Source organism: Prosthecobacter sp. SYSU 5D2 (assembly GCF_039655865.1).
Classification (GTDB): domain Bacteria; phylum Verrucomicrobiota; class Verrucomicrobiia; order Verrucomicrobiales; family Verrucomicrobiaceae; genus Prosthecobacter.
This window is the reverse complement of record NZ_JBBYXL010000001.1, coordinates 348846-370292: the sequence shown is the minus strand read 5'-3', so window position 1 is coordinate 370292 and position 21447 is coordinate 348846. Positions and strand designations below refer to the sequence as shown.

The window sequence follows — 21447 nt, the reverse complement described above, 5'->3', positions numbered from 1 at the left end:
GATGGCCTAACGGGTGGTGTGACCAAGGGAGGTCGTTTGGCCAGGGCCTTTCAGGCGGATGGGGGGGAGGAGGGACATTATCCGCTCCGGTGAAAGCGGTGTCGCCGAAGCCCGATGGCTCCGGGCTTCTCTTCCCCCGCACTCAGGGATGCTTCGCAACTGCGAGTGCAAGGATTGGCGGGCGGGGTCACCTGGCGGCAGGGTAAGAGGGCGCTTGGCAAGGCATCTCCTTGCTGGATCAGCGGATTTTGGCGTCGGGGAGGGCGGTTTTGATTCCTTCGTCCAGGGGCATCTTGTCGGTGGCGGGGGTGAGGCCGGTGGCGGCCATGAGCTTGGCGAGCTCTGCCTGGAGCTTGGCGACTTTGCTGGCGAGTTCGGGCTTGCCGATGAGATTTTTGGTTTCGCCGGGATCGTCCTTCAGATTGTAAAGCTCGGCGAGGTGGCGGTCGGGGCTGCCGTTGCCATGGGGGTAATGGATGTATTTCCACTCGTCGGTGCGGATGGCACGGACGTTGGGGGTGTAGGGGAACTGTTTCTCGTAGTTGTAGTGGTAGAACCAGCTTTTGCGCCAGTCGGGGTCGCCTTCTTTGACAAGTTTGGCCCAGGATTTGCCATGGATTTTGGGGAGGGCGGGAGCGCCGCAAAGCTCCAGAACACTGGGGGCCATATCCACGGTGAGGACCTGCTGGGGGATCTTTTTGGCCGCTTTGGTGAGGGCAGGATAGCGGGCTACGATGGGAATGCTGAGGCTGGCCTCGTGGGCGGTGCGCTTGTCCACCATGCCGTGCTCGCCTTCGAGCAGGCCGTTGTCGCCCATGAAGACGATGAGGGTGTTATCGAGCTGGCCGGTTTCTTCTAAATAGGCGCGCAGGCGGCCCATACTGTCATCCACGCTGAGGACGGTGCCCCAGTAGCCGTGGACCATGTTTTCGAAGTCCTTCACAGCTTCGGGACGGTCATCGGGGAATTTTTTGCGCCAGTCGAAGAGGGGGCCGTAAATGCCGTGCCAGGTGTAGAGGCGCTCTTTGATCCACTTGGGCTTGTCATCCAGCTGGAAGGCGGTGGCAGGGTAGGGGACGCGGACGTCGTCAAAGGTGTGCTCGTATTTCGGCTCCGGGGTGTAGAAGCTGTGGGGGGCCTTGTGGCCGAGGAACATGCACCAGGGCTTGGAGGCCTTCTGTTGCTTCAGCCAGTCCAGCGTCATGTCGGTGACGACGGTGGTGTAGTAGCCTTTGACGACCTCGCGCTTCTTGCCGTGGAAGTTGAACTCGGTATCGAAGTATTTGCCCTGGCCTTTGTGGGTGACGAAATAATCATAGCCGGGGCGGGGTTCATCGTTTTCCTCGCCCATGTGATATTTGCCGATGTAGGCGGTGGCATAGCCGGCCTTTTGCAGCACCTGGGGGAAGCTGTCCATGGCGGCGGGATACTCAGTGAAGTTATTGGTCACGCCATGCGTGTGGGCATAAAGTCCGCTGAGGATGGAGGCGCGGCTGGGAGAACAGAGGGAGGTGGTGCAGAAAGCGTTCTGGAAAAGGACGCCCTCATTGGCCAGACGGTCAATGTGGGGAGTCTTGACATGCTTGGACCCGTAGCAGCCGAGGGCGTCCTGACGGAGGTCATCGCAGAGAACGAACAGGACGTTAGGCCGGTCTGCGGCGTGGCAGGCGGCGGCCAGGAGGAGGAAGCAAAAGAAGGAGCGTAGCATGGCGGTGGGTAACGATGGTGCGGCAGGCCTTTTGTCAAAAAAGGATTCGGGTTTTGTGGGGTGATCACGAATGGAGTGTCACGGCTGCCTGTTTGCCACTGAGGCTGTCATGGTTGGCTGCGGCCCAATGGTGGATGTGCATGATGATTTCCATGACATTGCACCCCCACTCCGTGAGGGAATACTCGACCAGTTTCACACGCCCTTCGAGAAAATCCCGGCGCTGAATGAGGCCGTCGGTTTCCAGTTCACGGAGGCGCTGGGTGAGCATCTTCTGCGTGATGCCGGTGAGACTGCGGAGGAGCTGGCCGTGGCGGCGGGGGCCGTTTTCCAGCTCACGGATGAGTACCACCTTCCACCTGCCGCCGATGAGGCGCAGCAGTTCCTCTACGTCACACTGAATTCTGGTTTCCTTCATAAGGGTGTATGAGCACAGAGCTAAGGGTGCCAGCAAGCAGGCACTTTTTTGTGCCTAATTGTGCGGATCTTGTTCTGCGTCATTATGGAAGTGCAGTCAGTCAAATCAAAACAATTCGATTCACCGTCCTATGAGCCATTATCACCAACTCTATACTGCTGAAGATACCGCCGTGGTTTTCATTGACCACCAGCCGCAGATGACTTTCGGGGTCGCCAACATTGACCGGGCGACACTCATCAACAATGTGACTTTGCTGGCCCGGGTGGCCAAAGAATTTAATGTGCCGGCAGTGCTGACAGCGGTGGAGACGGAATCCTTCAGCGGCTACATCTGGCCGCAACTGCTGGATGTGTTTCCAGGACAGCCGATTGTGGAGCGCACATCCATGAACTCCTGGGATGATGCGGGATTCCGTGCGGCGATTGAGGCTACGGGCAAGAAGAACATCCTGATGACCGGGCTGTGGACGGAGGTGTGCGTGACCTGGCCAACAATTGAGATGATCGGTGCAGGGTATAACATTTATGTGGTGGAGGACTGCTGCGGGGCGACATCGCCAGCGGCGCATGAGGCGGCGATGAGCCGGATGGTGCAGGCGGGAGCCACACGGGTGACGAGCATCCCGGCGCTGCTGGAATGGCAGCGGGACTGGAAGAACCGTGAGCATTACAACAGCCTGATGAGCATCCTGAAAGAGCAGGGCGGGGCTTATGGCGTGGGCGTGGAGTATGCCTACACGATGGTACACAAAGCGGCGCAGTCTGCCCAGGTGCCGCAGGTGGTGACGGGCGGTTTGAAGCATTGATCACGTTTCGAGGGCGCGCGGAATGCGGGGCTGTCTTGACTGCTGCCGGATTCTGCGCGCCTGCCGTTTTTCCATAACTCTAATTATATATGAGCATCCATGTCGCCATCACCCGCCGCGTCCGCCCAGGAAGTGAGGCGGAGTTTGAAGAAAGGCTGAGTCATTTTGCCCGGCGGTCTCTGGATGTGAAGGGGACCCAAGGTGTGCAGATGCTGCATCCGGCACCGGGGGCGAAGCATCCTGAGTATGGAATCCTGCGCACGTTTGCCACGGCGCAGGACCGGGATGCGTTTTATGCCTCGGCACTTTATTTGGAATGGGAAAAGGAGATCGCCCATCTGACGGACGGGGCCCCGGATTTCCGGGATCTGCATGGGCTGGAGGCGTGGTTCCGCCAACCGGATGCGCCGCGACCGCCACGGTGGAAGATGGCCCTGGCGACCTGGGCTGGGGTTTATCCGACGAGCCTGCTGCTGGGCATGGTCCTGGCCCCGCAACTGCACAGTCTGCCGAAGCCGCTGGCCGCACTGATCATCTCCGGATGCATGGTGGTGTGTCTGACTTGGCTGGTGATGCCGGCAGTGACGAAGCTGATGCACTCCTGGCTGCATCCGAGTGAATGAATGATGATGACCCGTTACCATGAAACTGCGCATACCCGCACGAATCTGCAGGCCTCTTTGGGCACTGCTGGGTGCTGCGGTTACCGTAGGGACACAAGGGCAAACGGTTATGCTGGAGCCCTGGGACAAGGTGCCCCCACCGGCTGAATCTTTATTTGTGCAGGAATGGAGCCCACTGGAAAGCAAAAGCTGGCAGGCACACCTGGCCGGGCATGCGAGGACAATGGCCGAGGCCTATCGGAATCCAGACTTTGGGTTTGTTGGATTGAGCAAGGATGCCTGGGTGCATCATCGGATTCAGGCGTTCATGTCGTTGGCCTATGAGCGGGAGTTTACGCTGGCGGCTGAGCTAACGTGGGGGGAGATGCAGGGGAAACGGGCAGCACTGGCCCCGGTGGATGAGGACGGGCTGGATCTGCTGCAAATGTATGTACAGACAAGGTGGGAACTGGGAGAAGGTGAGCTGGTGATGCGGGCGGGAAGACAGGTGCTTTATTATGGATCAGGCCGGCTTCTGGCACACCGGGAGGGTGCCAATCAAAGGCTAAGTCATGATGCATTGAGGCTATCCTGGCGGTCAGAGGGCTGGCGGGTGGATGCTTTGCTGGCCTCGCCAGTGAAGATCTCCCCAGGAGCGTTTGACAACAGCTCCTATTTTCACCAGACCCGGCTCTGGGGGCTGTATGCGACGGGGCCGTCTCCGTTTGGTCAAGGTCACGAGGTGGATTTGTACTATCTAGGACTGAGACAGGACGATGCCCCGCTGAGTCCGGGCATGGCGGAGATCCGGCATACGTTTGGCATGCGCTGGGCTGGCAGTACGGAGCGGTGGCGGTATAACAACGAGTTCATTTTTCAGGCGGGAAGAAGCGGAGAAAAGGAAATCCTGGCCGGTGCGGCCAGCCTGGGCGTGGGGAGGATTTTCAAGGAGGCAATGTTGAGGCCGTTGCTGGGCTTTAAGGGAGACCTGATAACGGGTGGCCAGGGCGGCGGTCACAGCCACACCTTCAATCCGCTTTTTCAGGCGAACAACTATTTCAACGAAGGGGGATTTGTCTCGCCTTCCAATCTTTGGAACCTGAACCCTTATCTCATTCTGGAGATTCATCACACGCTGGCCCTGACCGTGGGGGTGAACTTTCTTTGGCGGTATGATTCCGATGATGCGGTTTATGGACCGCCGCTAAACGCTCTGGCGGGTGCGGCTCCCCAGGGGGAAAGGTATCTGGGCACTGCCTACAATCTGGCCCTGAGCTGGGATCCACACCCGGCTTTTAATGTGGCGATAGGGTACACTCATCATGAGGCCGGGCTCTCGCTCACGGCGGTGGGCGGTAAGAGCGTGGACTATCTGCAGATCGCGGCACGGCTGGAATTTTGAAAGTCTTTTAACCATACAACCTCCACACATTATGTCCCTCGATACCACAACCCAAGCTGACCTCATTTTATACAATGGACGCATCACCACGCTGGATCCAGATTATCCGGAGGCAAGCAATCTGGCGATTGGTGGAGGGCGTATTTTGGGGCTGGATGAAGGGGAAGAGTACGCTGACATTTCAACACCGCAAACAAGGCGTATAGACCTGAAAGGACGCCGTGTGGTGCCTGGGTTATACGACAGCCATCTGCACGTGATCCGGGGAGGGCTGAACTACAACCTGGAGCTGCGTTGGGATGGGGTGACCTCTCTGTCTGATGCGCTGGCCTTGCTGAAGATCCAGGCAGAGCGCACGCCTGCGCCCCAGTGGGTGCGGGTGGTGGGCGGGTGGAGCGAGTTCCAGTTTGCGGAAAGGCGGATGCCGACGCTGGAGGAGATCAACAAGGCGGCGCCGGACACGCCGGTTTTCATTCTGCATCTGTACTGCCACGCGATGCTGAACCGTGCAGCACTAAAGGCGGTGGGGTATGACCGGAACTCGCCAAATCCGCCCGGCGGTGAAATCCAGCGGGACAAAAATGGCGACCCGACCGGGCTACTGATCGCGCGGCCGAATGCGATGATCCTGTATGCCACGCTGGCGAAGGGGCCAAAGCTGCCGATCGAGTATCAGTACAATTCCACGCGTCATTTCATGCGGGAACTGAACCGGCTGGGCCTAACCAGTGTTTGTGATGCAGGCGGCGGGTTTCAGAACTATCCCGATGACTACGAAGTGGTGACGGAACTGCACAAGAGAGGTGAGCTGACGCTGCGCATCGCTTACAATCTGTTCACGCAAAACAAGGGGCAGGAGAAGGATGACTTTGCCCGCTGGATTGGGATGACCAAGCCGGATGCGGGAGATGATTATTACCGGGTGAACGGTGCCGGTGAGATGCTGGTGTTTAGCGCGGCGGATTTTGAGGACTTTTTGGAGCCACGCCCGGACCTGCCGCCGACGCTGGAGACTGAATTGAAGGACGTGGTGGCGCTGCTGGCCAGGAACCGCTGGCCATTTCGTCTGCATGCCACGTATGACGAGAGCATCACGCGGTTTCTGAATGTTTTTGAGGAGGTGAACCAGGAGGCACCACTCGAGGGGTTGCACTGGTTCTTTGATCATTGCGAGACGATCAGCGACAAGAATATCGAGCGGGTAAAGGCATTGGGTGGAGGTATTGCCATCCAGCACCGCATGGCGTTTCAGGGGGAATATTATGTGGACCGTTACGGGGCGGCTGCGGCGGAGCGGACACCGCCGGTGCGGCGCATGCTGGAGATGGGCGTGCCGGTGGGAGCGGGGACGGATGCCACCCGCGTGGCCAACTACAATCCCTGGAATTCGCTATACTGGCTGGTCACGGGCAGGACGGTGGGAGGGCTGGGTCTGTATCCTGAAAAGAACTGCCTGAGCCGTGAAGAGGCGCTGCGCCTTTATACCCAGGGCAGTGCCTGGTTCAGCCGGGATGAGGAGAAGAAGGGCACTCTGAAGCCTGGGCAACTGGCGGATCTGATTGTGCTCAGTGGCGATTTTTTCAGCGTGCCTGACGAGGAGATCAAAGGACTGCACAGCGTGCTTACTTTGCTGGGTGGTCAGCCGGTTTGGGGGGAAGGGGAGTTTAAAGACCTTGCCCCGCCAGAGCTGCCGGTGACCCCAGACTGGTCACCTGTGGCGAAGTTTGGCGGGTATGGAGCACCGGGTTTTATCCGCAATGAACGGGCGATCTCGTTTGCACCCTGGGCCACCCCGAGGGTGATGCGGAGAAGCGGCGCTGCGACCGAACCCAAGCCGATGGGACAGCTGTGGGGATCAGGCTGCGATTGTTTTGCGTTCTAGGAACAGGTCACCAGGACGGTGCTTGGGCTGGATGCTCACTCACTCCATCCCCAGCACCTCATGCAAAAACGCCCATTCATCGGCGGTTTCTTCGATGACCTTGGTGAGGGCGGTTCCGGCACCGTGGCCGGCGCTGGTCTCGATGCGGATGAGCACGGGCGGGCCGTCATTGGCCTGGCATTCCTGGAGGCGGGCGGCGAATTTAAAACTGTGGGCGGGGACGACGCGGTCGTCATGGTCGGCGGTGGTGACCATCGTGGCGGGGTAACGGGTGCCGGGTTTTAAATTGTGCAGCGGGGAGTAGGCGTAGAGGGCTTTGAACTGGTCGGCGTTTTCGCTGCTGCCGTAGTCGCTCTTCCAGGCCCAGCCGATGGTGAAGTTATGGAAGCGCAGCATGTCCATGACGCCGACGGCAGGCAGGGCCGCGCCGAAGAGTTCCGGACGCTGTGTCATGCAGGCACCGACGAGCAGGCCGCCGTTGCTGCCCCCCATGATGGCCAGTTTTTTCGGGGAGGTATAACCTTCTTTTTGGAGATGCTCCGCACAGGCGATGAAGTCATCGAAGACGTTCTGTTTGGTCAGTTTGGTGCCAGCCTGGTGCCAGTCGGCGCCGTATTCGCCGCCGCCGCGCAGGTTGGCCATGGCATAGACTCCACCCATTTCCAGCCACACGCTGCGGCCGATGGAAAAGCTGGGCGTGAGGCTGATGTTGAAACCTCCGTAACCGTAAAGCAGGGTGGCGTTGTTGCCGTCCAGCTTGAGGCCTTTTTTATGGACGATGAACATGGGCACGCGGGTGCCGTCTTTGCTGGTGGCGAAGACTTGTTTGGTCTCGTACAGACTGCCGTCGAAGTCCACCTTGGGCTCGCGATAAAGGGTGCTCTTGCCGCTGTCGATGTCGTAGCGGTAAATGGCACCTGGCGTGGTGAAGCTGGTGAATGCGTAGAAGGTGGTTTTGTCGCGGCGGCGGCCACCAAAACCGCCGACGGTGCCGATGCCGGGCAGCTCGATGTCGCGGATGAGTTTGCCTTCCAGATCAAAGGCGCGCATGTGTGAGCGGGCATCCTTCAGGTATTCGCAGAGGATCTGGTCGCCGACGATGGAGACTCCGTCGAGTTTGTCTGCCGTCTGAGGGAGGATCTCGCGCCAGTTTTCACGGGCGGGTTGGGTCACGTCAATGGCGATGACGCGGTAGCGGGGCGCGTCAAGGTCTGTGCGGAAATAGAAGACCGTGCCGACGTTGTCAATGAAGCCATAAGAGGCATCGAAGTCATTCAGCAGCTCAATGACCTTGCCATCGGCCTCGGTGAGGTCTTTGTAGAAAATGCGCTTCTTCGGGTCTGTGCCTTCGGTGACGGTGAAGGTAAGGTAATGGCCGTCATCGGTGACGTAAGCGTGAAGGCCCCAGTCGGGCTGGTCCGGGCGTTCATACACCAGGCGGTCCTCGCTCTGCGGTGTGCCGAGCTTGTGGAAATAGACCTTCTGGTTTTTGTTGGCCTCGGTCAGGGCGGCGCCTTCGGCAGGCTGCGGATAGCGGCTGTAGTAAAAACCGCTGCTGTCCTTGGCCCAGGAGGCTCCGCTGAACTTGATCCACTCCAGCACGTCCTCTCGGTCCTTGCCAGTATCAATGTCCTTGACGCGGAACTCCTGCCAGTCGCTGCCGGCTTTGGACAGACCATAGACCAGCAGTTTGCCATTCGGGCTGGGGGCGGTCTCGGTCAGGGAGGTGGTGCCGTCTTTGGAAAGCGTATTCGGGTCTAACAAAATGCGCGGTTCGGCATCCAGGCTTTCCGTCACATAAAAGACGCTCTGGTTTTGCAGGCCGGAATTGCGGTTGAAAAACCAGCGTCCGCCTTCTTCAAAGGGGGCTCCTACACGCTCGTAGTTCCACAGCTTTTCCAGACGGGCGCGCAGCTCGTCGCGCTTGGGCAGCTTGTTGAGGTAACCAAAAGTGACCTCGTTTTGTGCCTTCACCCAGGCCTTGGTTTCCTCGCTGTTGTCATCCTCCAGCCAGCGGAAGGGATCGGCCACCTCGGTGCCGTGGTAGGTGTCCACCACGGACTTGTCCTGGCGGGTTTCAGGGTAGGTCAGAGGCTGGGCGAGTGCGGTGGCGGACATCAGGCAGAAAAAGAGCGTTTTCATAACTACGGTCACTGGATAAAAAGGTAAACGCACGAAGCGGCGTCCACTTCGTGCGTTTCCAAATAGAAAGCGGACAGGGGATTACCAGACGGGCTTCAAATAGCCCAGGTAACCCATGAAGGCACCAATCATGGCGGCGACGAAGACCACGACCACAGGTTTCACCACTCGGCGCTTGGCCAACACCGGCAGGACGCCCAGCACGAGCCACAGGCCCAGCTTGATGTATACCCACACGGGCATGGCACCCATGATACCCATCTTGGCGAGCATGCCGAAGCCGGAGACCAAGCTGAGCAGCAGGCCGGTGCCGTGCCATTTCATGGAGGACTTGGCTCCTTCAGAAGAAAGCAGCGCTCCGAAGCCGATGAAAACGAGGATGAGACCGACGATGTGGAGGATGTGATAAACAGCGAGTGGCATGGTGGTGGGCGAATCCTGCCACGTTACGAGCGCGGCGACAACCTTGGTTTGGTGATTCGGCAAATTCAGTGCGCTTTATCAGCCGGACCAGCCTAGTTTTTGAGACAGAGTCCCGGCATGGCGTTGCACGATGCGGCCATACTTGACCAGCGAACGAATCGGCTGGCGGTCCACCGGTCCTGAAATCCACGGCACCGCCACGGGATGAGCCTTTTTTCTGAAAACAGATCGGTTTGTCGCGATATATCTTTTCAACCATGAGCTCAATGAACAACAAAACAGTCATCGTCACGGGTGGCTCACGCGGTTATGGAGCCGGCATTGCGGAAGCCTTTGTTAAGGCGGGGGCGCGGGTGTGGATCACCGGGCGCAATGAACAGGTGCTGAATGCGGCTGCCGGGCGCATCGGTGCGCAAGCCTTTGTCGCCGATGTGGCAGATGGAGCAGCCTGGGACCGGCTAATGGAAACGGTGATGACTGAAACGGGCCGGCTGGATGTGCTGGTGAACAACGCCGGGGAAGGGGTGCAAATAGGCCCGGTAAGCGGCCTCCAGGATGGGAACATCGTCCAGTCCATCGCCAGCAATCTGACCGGGGCCATGCTGGGCTGCGCAAGGGCGGCGGGCATCATGCAGAAGCAGGGGAGCGGATTGATTGTTAACATTGGCAGCGCCTGCTCCAAACATGCCTGGCCGGGGTGGAGCGTGTATTCGGCTGCCAAGGCTGGATTGCTCATGTTTAGCAAATGCCTGCTCACGGAGTTGCGCCCGCATGGGGTGAGGGTGACGAGCATTCTGCCCTCCTGGGGCCAGACGGACTTCACGGACGCCGCCGGTCTGCCTCCGCGAGACGCGGACATTCTGGCGCGCTGCATCTCCCCGGCGGACCTGGGGCGGGTGATTGTGGATCTGGCCGATGCACCGGATCATCTGGTGACTGAAGAACTCACCCTCTGGCCCATGGTGCAGCCCATGACACAGCTATGAAACCCGTTCTATTTTTTCTATTTCTGCTAACCACCGTGGCTCGCACAGAGATCGTGCAGGCGGATCTGCTCATCGTCGGGGGCAATGAATCAGCCTGTGCGGCGGCGGTGCAGGCGGCGCGGTTGGGGGTGAAGAAAATCGTGCTGGTGAATGACATCCGGTGGTTAGGCGGGCAGTTCAGCGCGGAGGGAGTGGGCTGCCTGGATGAATGGACCACGGTGGAAGGCAAGCGGGTGAATTTTCCTCGCAGCGGCCTGTTTGCTGAAGTGGTGCAGCGCATCCGTGCGCACAATTCCGCCACCTATGGAAAGGCAACCCCTGGCAATGCCTATTGCGGAACCGATACCATTGAGCCTGCGGCGGCGGCGGCTATTTTTGAGGATCTTCTAAAGCCGTATGTGGAGAGCGGGGTATTGCGGATCGAGCGCGGCTGGGAGCCGGTGAAAGTCCATGTCGCGGATGTAAAGGTGACCGGGGTGGATTTTCAGCACACAGATGGCAAGCGGTCACCACTGACCGTGAAGGCGAGCCTAACCATGGATGCGTCAGACTGGGGCGATGTCATCCGCCTCAGCGGGGCTCGGTATGGAGCCGGGCCGGATCTGCGTTCACGCTTCAATGAACCGAGTGCGCCGGAGGCCTTTGATGAAGCGGGCCGCCAGGAGATGAACCCGCTTTCCTGGTGCGTGGTTTTGCGTGAGGCGGGAAAGGACAGTGTCATACCGGCACCTGCCACTTATGATCCGCGTTCATTTGCCGCCGTGGACAGAACACCGCCGTGGGTGGACAGCGACATGAGCGCGGGCATCTATGCGAAAAGCGGCTGGAGCATTTACACTCACCGTCGGTTGGTGGACCGCTGGCACAACGAGTTCGCCCCGGGGACGGAGGCCACTTTTTTAAACTGGCCGGTACAAGACTATCCGTTATGCCAGCTCCCGCAACCGGTGGTGGATGCGCTGGAAAAGACTGAAAAGGGAGCATCGAAAAAGAACATCGTTGAGCTCACACCCGCTCAGAGGAGGATCATTTTTGACGATGCCAAAGCTCATTCGCTCAGTTTTCTGCATCATCTGCAGACGAAGGTGCATGAGCGTGTGGGCGACTTTTCCCAGTCTTTCCGCTACATGGAGCTGACGGATGAATTTGGCACCGCCGACCGGCTGCCGCCGAAACCCTACATCCGCGAGGGACTGCGGCTGGAAGCCCTGGCCATGCTCAGTGAAACTCACATCCGTGCCGATGCCAAAGAGCCGAAATGGGCCAAGGTGCTGCCGGTGGATGCCATCCTGGGTTTCCAGTTCAATATTGATTTCCACCCCACCCGCCGGAAATTCCTTTCCGATGACCGCAGCGGGGCCTGGCAGTATGTGCATACGGAATCCCGTGGCTGGCATACGGATACGGACCGCGCCGTGTTTCCGCTGCGCGGCCTGGTGCCGGTGGAGATGAACGGCTTGTTAGGCGCAGGGAAAAACATCGGCGTCAGCAGCGTGGTGCAGTCGGCCCTGCGGCTGCATAACCAGATGATGCTCATCGGGCAGGCCAGTGCCACTCTGGCCTGGATGTCCCTGCGGGAGGAACGTCAGCCGCGTGAGGTGGCGGCCTCCATGGCGCAGGTGCGTGAACTTCAGCATAAACTCGTGTGCGGCCACGGCGGTCCGGGTGTGCTCATTTTCCCCTGGCAGGATGTGCTGCCGGATGATGCGCATTTTGAAGCAGCCAACCTGCTCGCCGTGCGGCGCGTCTGGGTGCCGGAGGTGGACAGCGTATTTTTCAAGCCTGCCAAAACCGTGACCCGCCGTGAACTGGCCTGCACCCTGACCAGGCTGCACCGGGCCACCCGCCAGGCGAAAGACTGGCCAGAATTAGCTGACGCTAAGTTTAGCGATGTGCCTGTCAATAAACCAGATCGCGTGTTCATTGAAGCCCTCATTTCCTGGGGTGACTTTGGCCCTCAAAAGTCTTCCTTTGATCCTGACGCAGAAGTCACCTGGAGCACGCTGCATGGCTGGCTCACGGCGCTGGGGCTGCCTGCATCGCCAGGACTGCTGGACAAAGACCGACGCGACCATCCGCTAACGCGGGCGGAATGCGCCCAGCACCTCTGGCGTGCTCTTTGTCTCAGCGAAGAATGGATACCAAACGCCAGCCCCGCTGCCGATTCTGAAGATATGCTGCCCTTTGACCAGGAGGATGACAATGTCCCGGACCGCCTGCAGCCTCCTCAATAAACCATTTCCGCCCGTCGCCTCTCCAGCCACGTAAAGGTGACATGCATCTCCGCGAATTCCGCCAGTCCCAGGTCCTTCCCATCCCGCTGGAGCAGGCCTGGGCCTTCTTTTCCAATCCGGCGAATCTCAACGAGATCACCCCGCCGGACATGCGGTTCCAGACTCTGGGCGGAGATTTGGGGCCCGTGCATCCGGGCCAGCTTATCTGGTATCGTTTACAGCTCGCACCCTTCATTTACCGGACCTGGGTGACGGAAATCAAGCAGGTTGTGCCTCGCGAGTACTTTCTGGATGAGCAGCGCTTCGGCCCTTATAAACTGTGGCATCACCGGCACAGCTTCCGGGCTGTCTCAGAGACCCACACGGAGGTCTCCGATCATGTGGTGTATGCACTGCCCTTTTGGCCATTTAGTGAGATCGCCCATGCGATGTATGTGCAGCCGATGCACGAAAAAGTGTTTCGCTACCGCCAGCAGGAACTGTTAAAACGTTTCGGTAACTGAGCTATGAATACTGTTCCTGTCACCTGCCCCTCATGCTTTGAGGAGTTCGAGGTCCCTGCGCCTTTCGTCACCGAAACGCCCTGCGATGTGGATTATGACTGCGAAGTCTGCTGCCGCCCCATGCGCATCTCCTTTGATGAAGAGGATGGCGAGGTCGTGGGCCTGGCCTATGGTCTGAATGACTGAGCCACGTCATGAGGCCAGGTTGGCCTAACGAAGGGTTTTGAGCCACTCTGCCAGCAGCTCCGGCCACTTCGCCGGAGGGAAGCCGTTTTTCACACGTTGCGGGATCAGGTTGCCCACGCCGTGCGCGCCTTCATCAAAGACCGCCATATGCACTGGCACACCCAACTTTTCCAGGTCCGCTTTGATCTGTCGCGGCAGCTCAATCGGAGCGCCGCCGGTGATCCCGTCATTGGTGGCGTGAACGAGAAACACAGGGGGGCCATCTTTGCGGAAGACGAATGGGGAGGTCTTTTGCCGCCAGTGCCAGATGGCCAGGCCCACGGCAAAATCAGGACGGCTGCTCTGGCGTTCGATGCGGTCCGCCGCTGCCGGGTCGCCAATGTCAAAATTAGCGGCGAGGTTCATGCTGATATTCCCTCCTGCGGAGTAGCCGGCGATGCCGACCTTTTGCGGATCAATGCCCCAGTCCTTCGCGTGGTGCCGTACGGTGCGGATGGCGCGTTTTGCATCCAGGAGAGCGATGGCCTGAATGTCCTCGTTTTTGCCCATGTTCGGCGGACGTGTGCGATACTTGAGTCCGATGACGGACACACCCATGGGATTGAATACCTGCGCCGCATACACCACATGCGTGCGCCAGTCCATGGCACCATATCCGCCGCCCGGACAGATGATGATGGCCATGCCGGTGCGCGATTCTTTGGGTGCCAGATAGGGCGTGATCGTGGGCACGGAGATCATCGTAATCTGCGCGTTTTTATTCACCTTTTCCGGCGGCGCCTTTTCAGTGAAACGCGGTGGTTTTTCCGGCCAGAGAGGGATGGGATCGGGAGTGTCCTCGCCGAGAAGCTTTTTCAAAGAAGTCTCCGCCGGAGTGAGAGCCGCAGCCTGAAGAACCAAGGAAAACAGCGCCAGGCTGGTCAGACACAGAAGATGCCGCAGGATCCGCCGATTTTTATCAGCGCTCACGGATGCAACTCAAAGATGCCTTCGATCTCCACGGCGATCTGTCCGGGCAACGAGCCCATGCCCACGGCACTGCGGGCACCGATGCCGTTTTCATCGCCCCAAACCTGGGCAAAGAGTTCGCTGCAGCCGTTGATGACCTTGGGATGGTCGGAGAATTCCGGGGTGGAATTGACCATGCCCAGCAGTTTCACCACCCGCTTGATGCGGTCCAGGCTGCCCAGTTCCTTTTGCAGCGTGGCCAGCATGGCGAGTCCTGTTTGACGTGCCGCTGCATTCGCCTCGGCCAGGTCAAGGTCCTCGCCCACGCGCCCGCGGATCATCCCGCCATCCGCCAGATAAGGTCCATGGCCCGAAAGGTAGGCAATGTTTCCGACCACGACGACCGGCTTATAAATCCCCCCCTTCGGCGGAGCAGGAGGCAGCGTGATTTCCAGGGCAGTGAGTTGGGCTTCGGCGGACATTTCCTGAAAATAACGAAGTCCGTCAATAATCTCAAGACCACAATCCAAGCCGCCGCTGAATCTGTGAACTGTCGCCACTTAGGAAGGTGATCGCGTGGACAACGATTCGCCGTCCTTCGATGGCATAAAAGAGGCCTATCCCACGCTTGCCGATGAGCAGCCTCCGGAAGGGGTGAGCATACATGGGTGCCATTTCGGGAAAAGAGCGTAGCAGTTCAAGGGCGCTGTCCACCACGACAATGAAATGGTCTCCCGCTCCATCGGAGTGGTCTTCCATCCATTCCTAAAGCTTTTGAAGATCGGCCTCTCCATCCGCTGTCCAGATCAGCTCAGGTCGTGTCATTGAGCCGCAAGTCTGGCTTTGACCTCAGCCCACGTGGAAACGGCCTCAGGACGCGTCTGATAACGTTCGAGCCGCTCGCGAAGCATGTTGACGATTTTCGGATCGGCTTCGTCATCCGTGGTGACGGCATTTTCCCGCCAAAGCTCCGCCGCGAGGATGAGGCGCTCGTCAGATGTCAGTTGTGACAATGCTGGAATGGATTCCACAACCATTACTGAATACCTAGCATATTTCTACCTGTGTGTCACGCATCGTTAAACAAGTGCCGGTTTTTCCAAAAGTAGCTGAACCCGGAAACCAGCGTCAGCGCCGTAGTGAAATAAATGATGAAGCCGCCGACCCAGTCATGCACGGCGGAAGGGGCCAGGACGGGTTTCAGAAAGCCAAACAGGGGCTCGTTGGAGGCGGCGGTGAGCATAAAGAAGAGGACGGTGATGATCTGCCAGACCATCTTGTGCTTGCCCAGTTTTTCCGCTGCCAGCACAGCCCCCTGGCCGGCGGCGATCTGGCGGATGCCGGTGACGAAGAACTCCCGCGAGAGGATGGCAATGGTTATCCATGAGGGAATGGTCTTGTCCACGGACAGCAAAATAAAAGCCGCCGCGATGAGGATCTTGTCCGCCAGGGGATCAAAGAGTTTGCCAAAATTGGTCACCAGATTTCTGTCCCTGGCGATTTTGCCATCCAGATAATCCGTGTAGCTAGCAATGCCAAAAATGATGACCGCAATCGAATACGAATTCGCCCATGGCAGATAGAAACAGGCCACAAAAAACCCCGTCAGCACAAGGCGTGCGAGGGTGAGCTTATTGGGCAGGTTCATGATGGGCGGGAGACTCCCTTGAGTTACCGGGGACTGGCCCCCTCTGTCAATGGGCGGCTTGGGTTTGTGACGGAAACGTCAGCCATTTTCAGGCGCTTTTCAAAAAGGGCTGCAACAGCTCCTTCAGGTGCTTCCTTGCCCGGTACAGCCGCATTTCCACCACTTTTTCAGTGGTGTCCATGATTTCGGCGATTTCCGCATGGCTCATGCCTTCATAGGTGGAGAGGATGAGCGTTTCCTTTTGTTCCGGGGGCAGTTTAAGAATCGCATCCCGCACGGCGGCGGCGCGCTCCTGCTGTTCCAGGCTGCCGCTGGGGCAGGGGAGTTCGCATTCTAGCGGCAGGCCAGAGACCTGCTCCGGCTCCATAAGCGTTACGGGATGGCGTTTTTGCCACCGTGCATGGTTGCGTGCTAGGTTTGTGGCGATGGCGAAGAGCCAGGTGGAAAACTTCTGCGCGGGGCGGAAGCGGTGCCTGTGTTTGTACACCCGGACGAAAGTTTCCTGTGCCAGGTCGCAGGCCGTGGCATGGCTGCCGCAGAGGCGGTCCAGGTAGCCGGTGAGGCGCACGTGCCAGCGGCGCATCAGGACGTTCAGAGCAGGGTCATTGCCTCCCGCCAGGGCGATCATGAGATGGATGTCCTCGTCGTCCTCGGGTGCAGTCATTGAAGGGGGTTCACCTGGGAGCGCAGTTTTTGCAGCTCGGGAGGGTTGATGACTTCAGGCAGGATGTCTTTGAGAAAGCGCTCGCCCTCGGCAGGGGGCATGAGCGCGGCCACCGTGTTTAGATGGAGAACCATGTTCTCCAGGCAGTTTTCGCACACGGCTTTTTCGCGCTTTATCGCGGCGGCCTGCATCTCCTGGGAGACGGGTTTGCGGCTGCGCTGGAGCAGCGGGCGGTGGGCGCGTTCCATGGTTGCGCACATCTCGTCACAGCGGACGAAATACTCCTGGTGCAAAGCGGCGATTTTTTCATACGCCTCATCTGGGATCTTGTACTCCTGCCGCAGCCACTCCAGGCCGATCTGGCGCGGGGAGGGGGGTGCGGGCCTCAGGTAGATCACCAGTTCATGCGTCCCATAGGCCAGGATAATGACGGCCAGGGCCATGAAGAACAGTTTTTCGCGTACTTTCATGCCATGCCTCAGTGCGATGCCAGATGCTGGGAGGCAAAGGGGCTGATGGACCGCACATATGCCTCATGAGGGTTCAGCCCGCTTGGCCTTGTCTCCATCCAGGCTACGCTGGCTCCGATGAGCACTGAGGCTGCTGCCGCCACCATCCAGCCGCGCGGCTGGATGAGAAATGCGGCCAGCCTGTCCCACAGGCCCGGATCCGCCTCCCCGGCGGCGATGCGCGCCCATACCTTCCTTTGAAAAGAAGGCTGGGCCTCCCCATGCACCTGCCATTGCGACAGCAGCTCGTCGAGGGGATCGTCGGGTGTGTTCATGGCAGGTGAAAGGGGATAAGCATCACACAAGTCGGCTAGGCTCAGGGCGCAAGCACTTAGCGGCGGGCGATCTGGAGCCCAGTTTTGCTGGCGATCGGCGCAGAGGAGTGGTGATAGCGCACCTGGCTGTTTTGGTAAGCCGGTGTCTGGGTGCGCGTGTCCGTCCAGCTGATGCCTGTGCGGTTTTTGATCGGGATGGGAGAGGTGTGATAGCGGCGGCCGCCAGAATCCGTGTTCGGGGTGGAGCAGCTCACGCCGGTCATCATCAGGGCGGCAGCGGCAAAGGAGAGGGTCAGTTTCTTCATGGTTGTAGTTAGGTGGTTTAGTTTGTTTGGGTTGGTTGGTTGAAGCCGCCGGTTGGTGCGTCTTCATGGGGTGCTACCCCGCCGCCTCGTTGACCCCTCAAAGTTTTTCACTTTTTTTCCACCACCCTTGAAAACCAGTCCCGCAGCCGTTTCCGCTCCGGCAGATCCCGCAGCACCCAGGCATCCGTGTGATTGCGAAAGGGCAGTGGCACAAAAGTCCAGTCTGCCGTCTCCCGCGTGCTGCGCAGCCAATTCTCAGTGGCCTGCACACTGCCCTCATGGCTGATGAACTGCGGCCTGCCTTTCAGCCGCTTCAGCCGCACCAGCGCTGCCTCACGGTCCGCCCCTCCATATGGCCAGCTTGTAAGCACGCCGTCGTAATGGCTGTGACAGATGAATCCGCACCAGAGTTTCGCAACCTCATCATCATGCAGCCCAATGTAATTGCATGCGATGCTGCCGCGCGAAAATCCCGCTAGCACCACCCGCTCCGGGTCGCCGCCATACTTGGCGCACACGTTCTTCAGTGTCGCATGGCAGTAACGTTTCGTCTCCTCTACATCCCCCCACCATTTGATGGCATTTTGCTTCGTGCCTTCCGTCTTTTCCACATACGGCAGGCACAGCCACAGGCAGCCTTCGCCCCCGCTCACCCCATAGCCCAGCCGGCTGCCATCCACGGTGCCATGGCTCACGTCTCCATGTTTGTTGCTATACCCGCCATTGCCCGCATACTCCACAATGACCGGCCACGTCTTTCCCGCCTCCCAGTCGCGGGGCAGATACAGCACATGGTGGACCTCCGTGCCCTCCCAGCCTGCGGTGGTCTGGCGCACCCGGTGGCCTGCTGACGGTGCTCCTTCTGTGACGGGTGGAATAACCAGATCCTCAGGTATTGCGTAAAGGTCAGGCAGGGGTGGCGTCTGGGCAAGCAGGCTGGAGGTCAGGAGCAGGACGGTTCCAATATAAAATTTCATCCGCCCTCTAACGTGGCGAAGAGCGATTCCCATACAGCCGTCGTGCGTATTCATCCCGCCGCCTAAGCCATACGTAACATAGTCCTTCTCCATGTCTCCCCTCCTCACCGTCACTCACCGCAAAGGCATCTATCTGCCGGAGGCGGACTTGTGGCTGGACCCGCATTTTGGCGTGGAGCGGGCGTTCATCTCACATGCGCACAGTGACCACGTGGCGCGACACCGGCTCACTTTTTCATCGGAGCTGACGCTGGAACTGATGAGGGCCCGGTATGGCGTGAGCGATAGCAGTTCCTTTCAGGCGCTGCCCATGCGGCAGGTCTTTGAGTGGGAGGGCTGGCAGCTGCGACTTTTTCCGGCGGGGCACATTGTCGGGTCCGCCATGCTGCACCTGACCCGTGTTGCGGATGGCGCCACGCTGCTTTACACCGGGGATTACAAGCTGCGCCAGGGCCTCAGTTCCGAGCGGTGCGAGCTCCTTCCGGCGGACACCCTCATTATGGAGACCACTTTTGGCCTCCCGCAGTTCCATTTCCCGCCGACGGCGGAAACCGTGGCCGCCATGCTGAAGTGGGTGCATGAAACGCTGGATGACGGCGGCATTCCGGTCTTGTTAGGTTATTCGTTAGGCAAGGCCCAGGAGATCCTCTGCGCCCTGGGGGACGCCGGGCTGCCGGTCATGGTCCACAAAGCCATCCTGGAAATGACTGAAGTTGTGGCACCCCTTTTGGGCAAACTGCCCCGCTACCGCCTGTTCGATCCCGCCCAGGCCGCGGGCCATGTGCTCCTCTTTCCCCCCAGCGGCGCGCGCAGCCTGGCCCTGCGCAAGCTCAAGACCTGCCGCACCGCCATGCTCAGCGGCTGGGCCATGCAGCCCGGGGCCAAATACCGCTACCAGGTGGATGAAGTTTTCCCCCTCAGCGACCACGCCGACTACCCGGAACTCCTGGAAACCGTGGAGACCGTATGTCCGCGCCGGGTGTATCTCGTCCATGGTTATACCCAGGAGTTCGCCGCCGATCTCCGCGCCCGAGGTTATGAAGCCTGGACACTCGAACGCGCTGACCAGTTAGAGATACCATTAGAAAACATTGTTCAAAAAACGGCTCTGGCTCCGGAGTCATCGCAAATGCCTGAATCCGGCGAAGAAGTCCCGGAAAGTTTCGCCCGCTGGGCCCAGGTCTGCGCGCTCGCCGCTGCGGAATCATCCCGCTTAAAAAAGGTGACCGTGCTGGCGGATTACCTCCGCGCCTTGCCGCAGGAGGCCGACTTGCCATTGGCGGTCCGTTACTGCGCTGGCCTGCTGTTTGATCCCGCTAGCCCGGAAGGTCCCTTGAACACCGGCTGGGCCATCATCCGCCGTGCCTTGCAGGAGCTCTCCGGCCTCAGCGATGCTGAATACCGCACCCTCTCCCGCAGCCAGGCCGATGCCGGCCGCACCGCCTTCCTCGTCTTGGGCCGCGTTCCCCTGACGCCTGAGCCCATGGACCTTCAGGCCACAGACCAGTTCTTCCGCGCCTTGCGTGAGGCACGCGGGCCCGTGCCAAAGGCAAAACTCCTGCGCGAGCGCCTCGTCACCCTCAGCCCGCACACCGGCTCCTGGCTCGTCCGTCTCATGACCGGGGAGCTGCGCATGGGATCCAAAGAAGGGCTCATTGAAGAAGCCGTCGCCGCCGCCTTCCAGCAGCCTGCGGATGCCGTCCGGGAAGCCGCCATGCTCACCGGTGATATCGGCCACGCCGCCCTGCTGGCCAAAGACGCCCGCCTGCATGAGGCCGCCCCGCGCCCCCTCGTGCCGCTCAAGGTCATGCTCGCCTCCCCGGAAGAAACCGCCGCCGACATCTGGCAGCGTCTTACGGCCGCAGAGCCAGGCGCTCCCGCCCAAATCTGGCTGGAGGACAAATACGATGGCATCCGTGCGCAGCTTCATCGCAGCGCCACACAGATAGAAATCTTCACGCGCGATTTAAAACTCGTCAGCGCCCAATTTCCGGAAATCCTCCAGGCCGCTGACCGGCTTCAAGATGAGGTGATTCTCGATGGCGAGATCATCGCCTATGCTGAGGATAAAAAGCTCTCATTTTTTGATTTGCAAAAGCGGTTAGGCCGCCGGGACCAGGCGGACCTCTTCCTGCCTAGCGACATCAGCGTCCGTTACGTCGTCTTTGACCTGCTTTGGAAAAATGGCAGCTCCTTGCTGGAGCAGCCTCTCACCCAAAGGCGCCTCGCTCTCGAATCCCTCGCCTTGCCTGCGGGCCTGTCTTTGATCGAGGTCCACCAGGCATGTTCGGAAGTGGAGATCGAGGCCGCCTTCATGGCCGCCCGCCGTCGCAATAACGAAGGCCTCATTGCCAAAGACCCCGCCAGCCCTTATTCCCCCGGCCGTCGCGGCAAGTCCTGGCTGAAGCTCAAAAAAGCCTTCGCCACCCTGGATGTCGTCGTGGTTAAAGCGGAGCAGGGTCATGGCAAGCGCAGCCATGTGCTCAGTGACTATACCTTTGCCGTCCGCGATGAGCACGGTGCCCACCGCATCATCGGCAAGGCTTATTCCGGCCTCACCGATGCGGAGATCGAGACCCTTACCGAGCACTTCACTTCCACCACCCTCGCGCAGAAAGGCAGCGTGCGCACCGTCATCCCGGACACCGTCCTGGAGATCGCCTTTGATTCCATCCAGGCCAGCACCCGTCATGACAGCGGTCTCTCCCTCCGCTTTCCCCGCATCAAGGCCATCCGTACAGACAAGGGGCCCGAGGATATTGACACCCTGGCCTATGCGCAAAAACTGGCCGGCGTGCTGCCTGCATAAGAAAATCTCAGACGGATG

Annotated in this window: 23 protein-coding genes; 9 read left to right on the top strand and 14 right to left on the bottom strand. The window is 59.5% G+C overall.

The features are described from left to right. Nucleotides 1-238: 238 nt before the first annotated feature. Both WJU23_RS01640 and WJU23_RS01635 read right to left on the bottom strand, forming a co-directional pair. Nucleotides 239-1708 carry a sulfatase gene (locus WJU23_RS01640; protein ID WP_346330782.1) on the bottom strand — a complete coding sequence of 490 codons (1470 nt, stop codon included), beginning with the start codon at nt 1706-1708 and terminating at the stop codon, nt 239-241. A gap of 64 nt (nt 1709-1772) precedes the next feature. Then, nucleotides 1773-2126, bottom strand: coding sequence for a helix-turn-helix domain-containing protein (locus WJU23_RS01635; protein ID WP_346330781.1), 354 nt, complete (start codon nt 2124-2126; stop codon nt 1773-1775). Between the two features lie 130 nt (nt 2127-2256). Here WJU23_RS01635 and WJU23_RS01630 point away from each other — a divergent pair, with 130 nt between their 5' ends. The 4 genes from WJU23_RS01630 to WJU23_RS01615 all read left to right on the top strand — a co-directional run bounded on the left by WJU23_RS01630 (nt 2257) and on the right by WJU23_RS01615 (nt 6820). Continuing rightward, on the top strand, nt 2257-2934 hold the full coding sequence (locus WJU23_RS01630) for a hydrolase (RefSeq protein WP_346330780.1): 678 nt from the start codon (nt 2257-2259) through the stop codon (nt 2932-2934). 89 nt (nt 2935-3023) lie between these two features. After that, nucleotides 3024-3557: an antibiotic biosynthesis monooxygenase gene (locus WJU23_RS01625; protein WP_346330779.1), complete on the top strand. Its 534-nt coding sequence runs from the start codon at nt 3024-3026 to the stop codon at nt 3555-3557. A gap of 19 nt (nt 3558-3576) precedes the next feature. Further along, on the top strand, nt 3577-4938 hold the full coding sequence (locus WJU23_RS01620) for an alginate export family protein (RefSeq protein WP_346330778.1): 1362 nt from the start codon (nt 3577-3579) through the stop codon (nt 4936-4938). 31 nt (nt 4939-4969) lie between these two features. Further along, on the top strand, nt 4970-6820 hold the full coding sequence (locus WJU23_RS01615; protein ID WP_346330777.1) for an amidohydrolase: 1851 nt from the start codon (nt 4970-4972) through the stop codon (nt 6818-6820). 39 nt (nt 6821-6859) lie between these two features. Here WJU23_RS01615 and WJU23_RS01610 read toward each other — a convergent pair whose 3' ends face one another. Together WJU23_RS01610 and WJU23_RS01605 are read right to left on the bottom strand one after the other, a co-directional pair. After that, a complete protein-coding gene (locus WJU23_RS01610; protein WP_346330776.1) occupies nt 6860-8962 on the bottom strand; it encodes a prolyl oligopeptidase family serine peptidase in 2103 nt (700 codons plus the stop codon). Nucleotides 8963-9043: 81 nt separating this feature from the next. Continuing rightward, complete coding sequence (locus WJU23_RS01605) at nt 9044-9385, bottom strand: hypothetical protein (RefSeq protein WP_346330775.1); 342 nt, start codon at nt 9383-9385, stop codon at nt 9044-9046. Between the two features lie 257 nt (nt 9386-9642). Between WJU23_RS01605 and WJU23_RS01600 the strand changes: the two genes are divergently transcribed. The 4 genes from WJU23_RS01600 to WJU23_RS01585 are packed head-to-tail and all read left to right on the top strand — an operon-like array spanning nt 9643 to nt 13294. Then, complete coding sequence (locus WJU23_RS01600; RefSeq protein WP_346330774.1) at nt 9643-10371, top strand: SDR family oxidoreductase; 729 nt, start codon at nt 9643-9645, stop codon at nt 10369-10371. After that, nucleotides 10368-12605 carry an FAD-dependent oxidoreductase gene (locus WJU23_RS01595; RefSeq protein WP_346330773.1) on the top strand — a complete coding sequence of 746 codons (2238 nt, stop codon included), beginning with the start codon at nt 10368-10370 and terminating at the stop codon, nt 12603-12605. The genes WJU23_RS01600 and WJU23_RS01595 overlap by 4 nt, the downstream gene beginning before the upstream one ends. A gap of 41 nt (nt 12606-12646) precedes the next feature. Beyond that, entirely contained in the window at nt 12647-13108 is a 462-nt protein-coding gene (locus WJU23_RS01590) for an SRPBCC family protein (protein ID WP_346330772.1), read from the top strand. Nucleotides 13109-13111: 3 nt separating this feature from the next. After that, nucleotides 13112-13294, top strand: a complete 183-nt coding sequence (locus WJU23_RS01585) for a CPXCG motif-containing cysteine-rich protein (protein WP_346330771.1) — start codon at nt 13112-13114, stop codon at nt 13292-13294. Between the two features lie 24 nt (nt 13295-13318). On the opposite strand, the gene WJU23_RS01580 is transcribed toward WJU23_RS01585, so the two are convergent. The 10 genes from WJU23_RS01580 to WJU23_RS01535 all read right to left on the bottom strand — a co-directional run bounded on the left by WJU23_RS01580 (nt 13319) and on the right by WJU23_RS01535 (nt 18620). Then, on the bottom strand, nt 13319-14263 hold the full coding sequence (locus WJU23_RS01580) for an alpha/beta hydrolase (RefSeq protein ID WP_346330770.1): 945 nt from the start codon (nt 14261-14263) through the stop codon (nt 13319-13321). Further along, nucleotides 14260-14724, bottom strand: a complete 465-nt coding sequence (locus tag WJU23_RS01575) for a RidA family protein (RefSeq protein ID WP_346330769.1) — start codon at nt 14722-14724, stop codon at nt 14260-14262. The genes WJU23_RS01580 and WJU23_RS01575 overlap by 4 nt, the downstream gene beginning before the upstream one ends. Before the next feature lie 31 nt (nt 14725-14755). Continuing rightward, on the bottom strand, nt 14756-15001 hold the full coding sequence (locus tag WJU23_RS01570; protein WP_346330768.1) for a hypothetical protein: 246 nt from the start codon (nt 14999-15001) through the stop codon (nt 14756-14758). Nucleotides 15002-15063: 62 nt separating this feature from the next. Continuing rightward, entirely contained in the window at nt 15064-15273 is a 210-nt protein-coding gene (locus WJU23_RS01565; RefSeq protein WP_346330767.1) for an addiction module protein, read from the bottom strand. Nucleotides 15274-15311: 38 nt separating this feature from the next. Beyond that, nucleotides 15312-15890 carry a CDP-diacylglycerol--glycerol-3-phosphate 3-phosphatidyltransferase gene (gene pgsA / locus WJU23_RS01560; protein WP_346330766.1) on the bottom strand — a complete coding sequence of 193 codons (579 nt, stop codon included), beginning with the start codon at nt 15888-15890 and terminating at the stop codon, nt 15312-15314. A gap of 88 nt (nt 15891-15978) precedes the next feature. After that, nucleotides 15979-16554, bottom strand: coding sequence for a sigma-70 family RNA polymerase sigma factor (locus WJU23_RS01555; protein ID WP_346330765.1), 576 nt, complete (start codon nt 16552-16554; stop codon nt 15979-15981). Beyond that, nucleotides 16551-17024, bottom strand: a complete 474-nt coding sequence (locus WJU23_RS01550) for a hypothetical protein (protein WP_346330764.1) — start codon at nt 17022-17024, stop codon at nt 16551-16553. Before WJU23_RS01550 ends, WJU23_RS01555 begins: the two co-directional genes overlap by 4 nt. 8 nt (nt 17025-17032) lie before the next feature. Beyond that, a complete protein-coding gene (locus WJU23_RS01545; protein WP_346330763.1) occupies nt 17033-17338 on the bottom strand; it encodes a hypothetical protein in 306 nt (101 codons plus the stop codon). Nucleotides 17339-17394: 56 nt separating this feature from the next. Continuing rightward, nucleotides 17395-17643, bottom strand: coding sequence for a hypothetical protein (locus tag WJU23_RS01540; RefSeq protein ID WP_346330762.1), 249 nt, complete (start codon nt 17641-17643; stop codon nt 17395-17397). A gap of 107 nt (nt 17644-17750) precedes the next feature. Then, nucleotides 17751-18620, bottom strand: a complete 870-nt coding sequence (locus WJU23_RS01535) for a hypothetical protein (RefSeq protein ID WP_346330761.1) — start codon at nt 18618-18620, stop codon at nt 17751-17753. A 91-nt stretch (nt 18621-18711) separates the two neighbouring features. Here WJU23_RS01535 and WJU23_RS01530 point away from each other — a divergent pair, with 91 nt between their 5' ends. Continuing rightward, the gene (locus tag WJU23_RS01530) at nt 18712-21429 is read left to right on the top strand and encodes an ATP-dependent DNA ligase (RefSeq protein ID WP_346330760.1); all 2718 of its coding nucleotides are present in this window, start codon (nt 18712-18714) and stop codon (nt 21427-21429) included. The last annotated feature ends 18 nt before the right edge of the window (nt 21430-21447 follow it).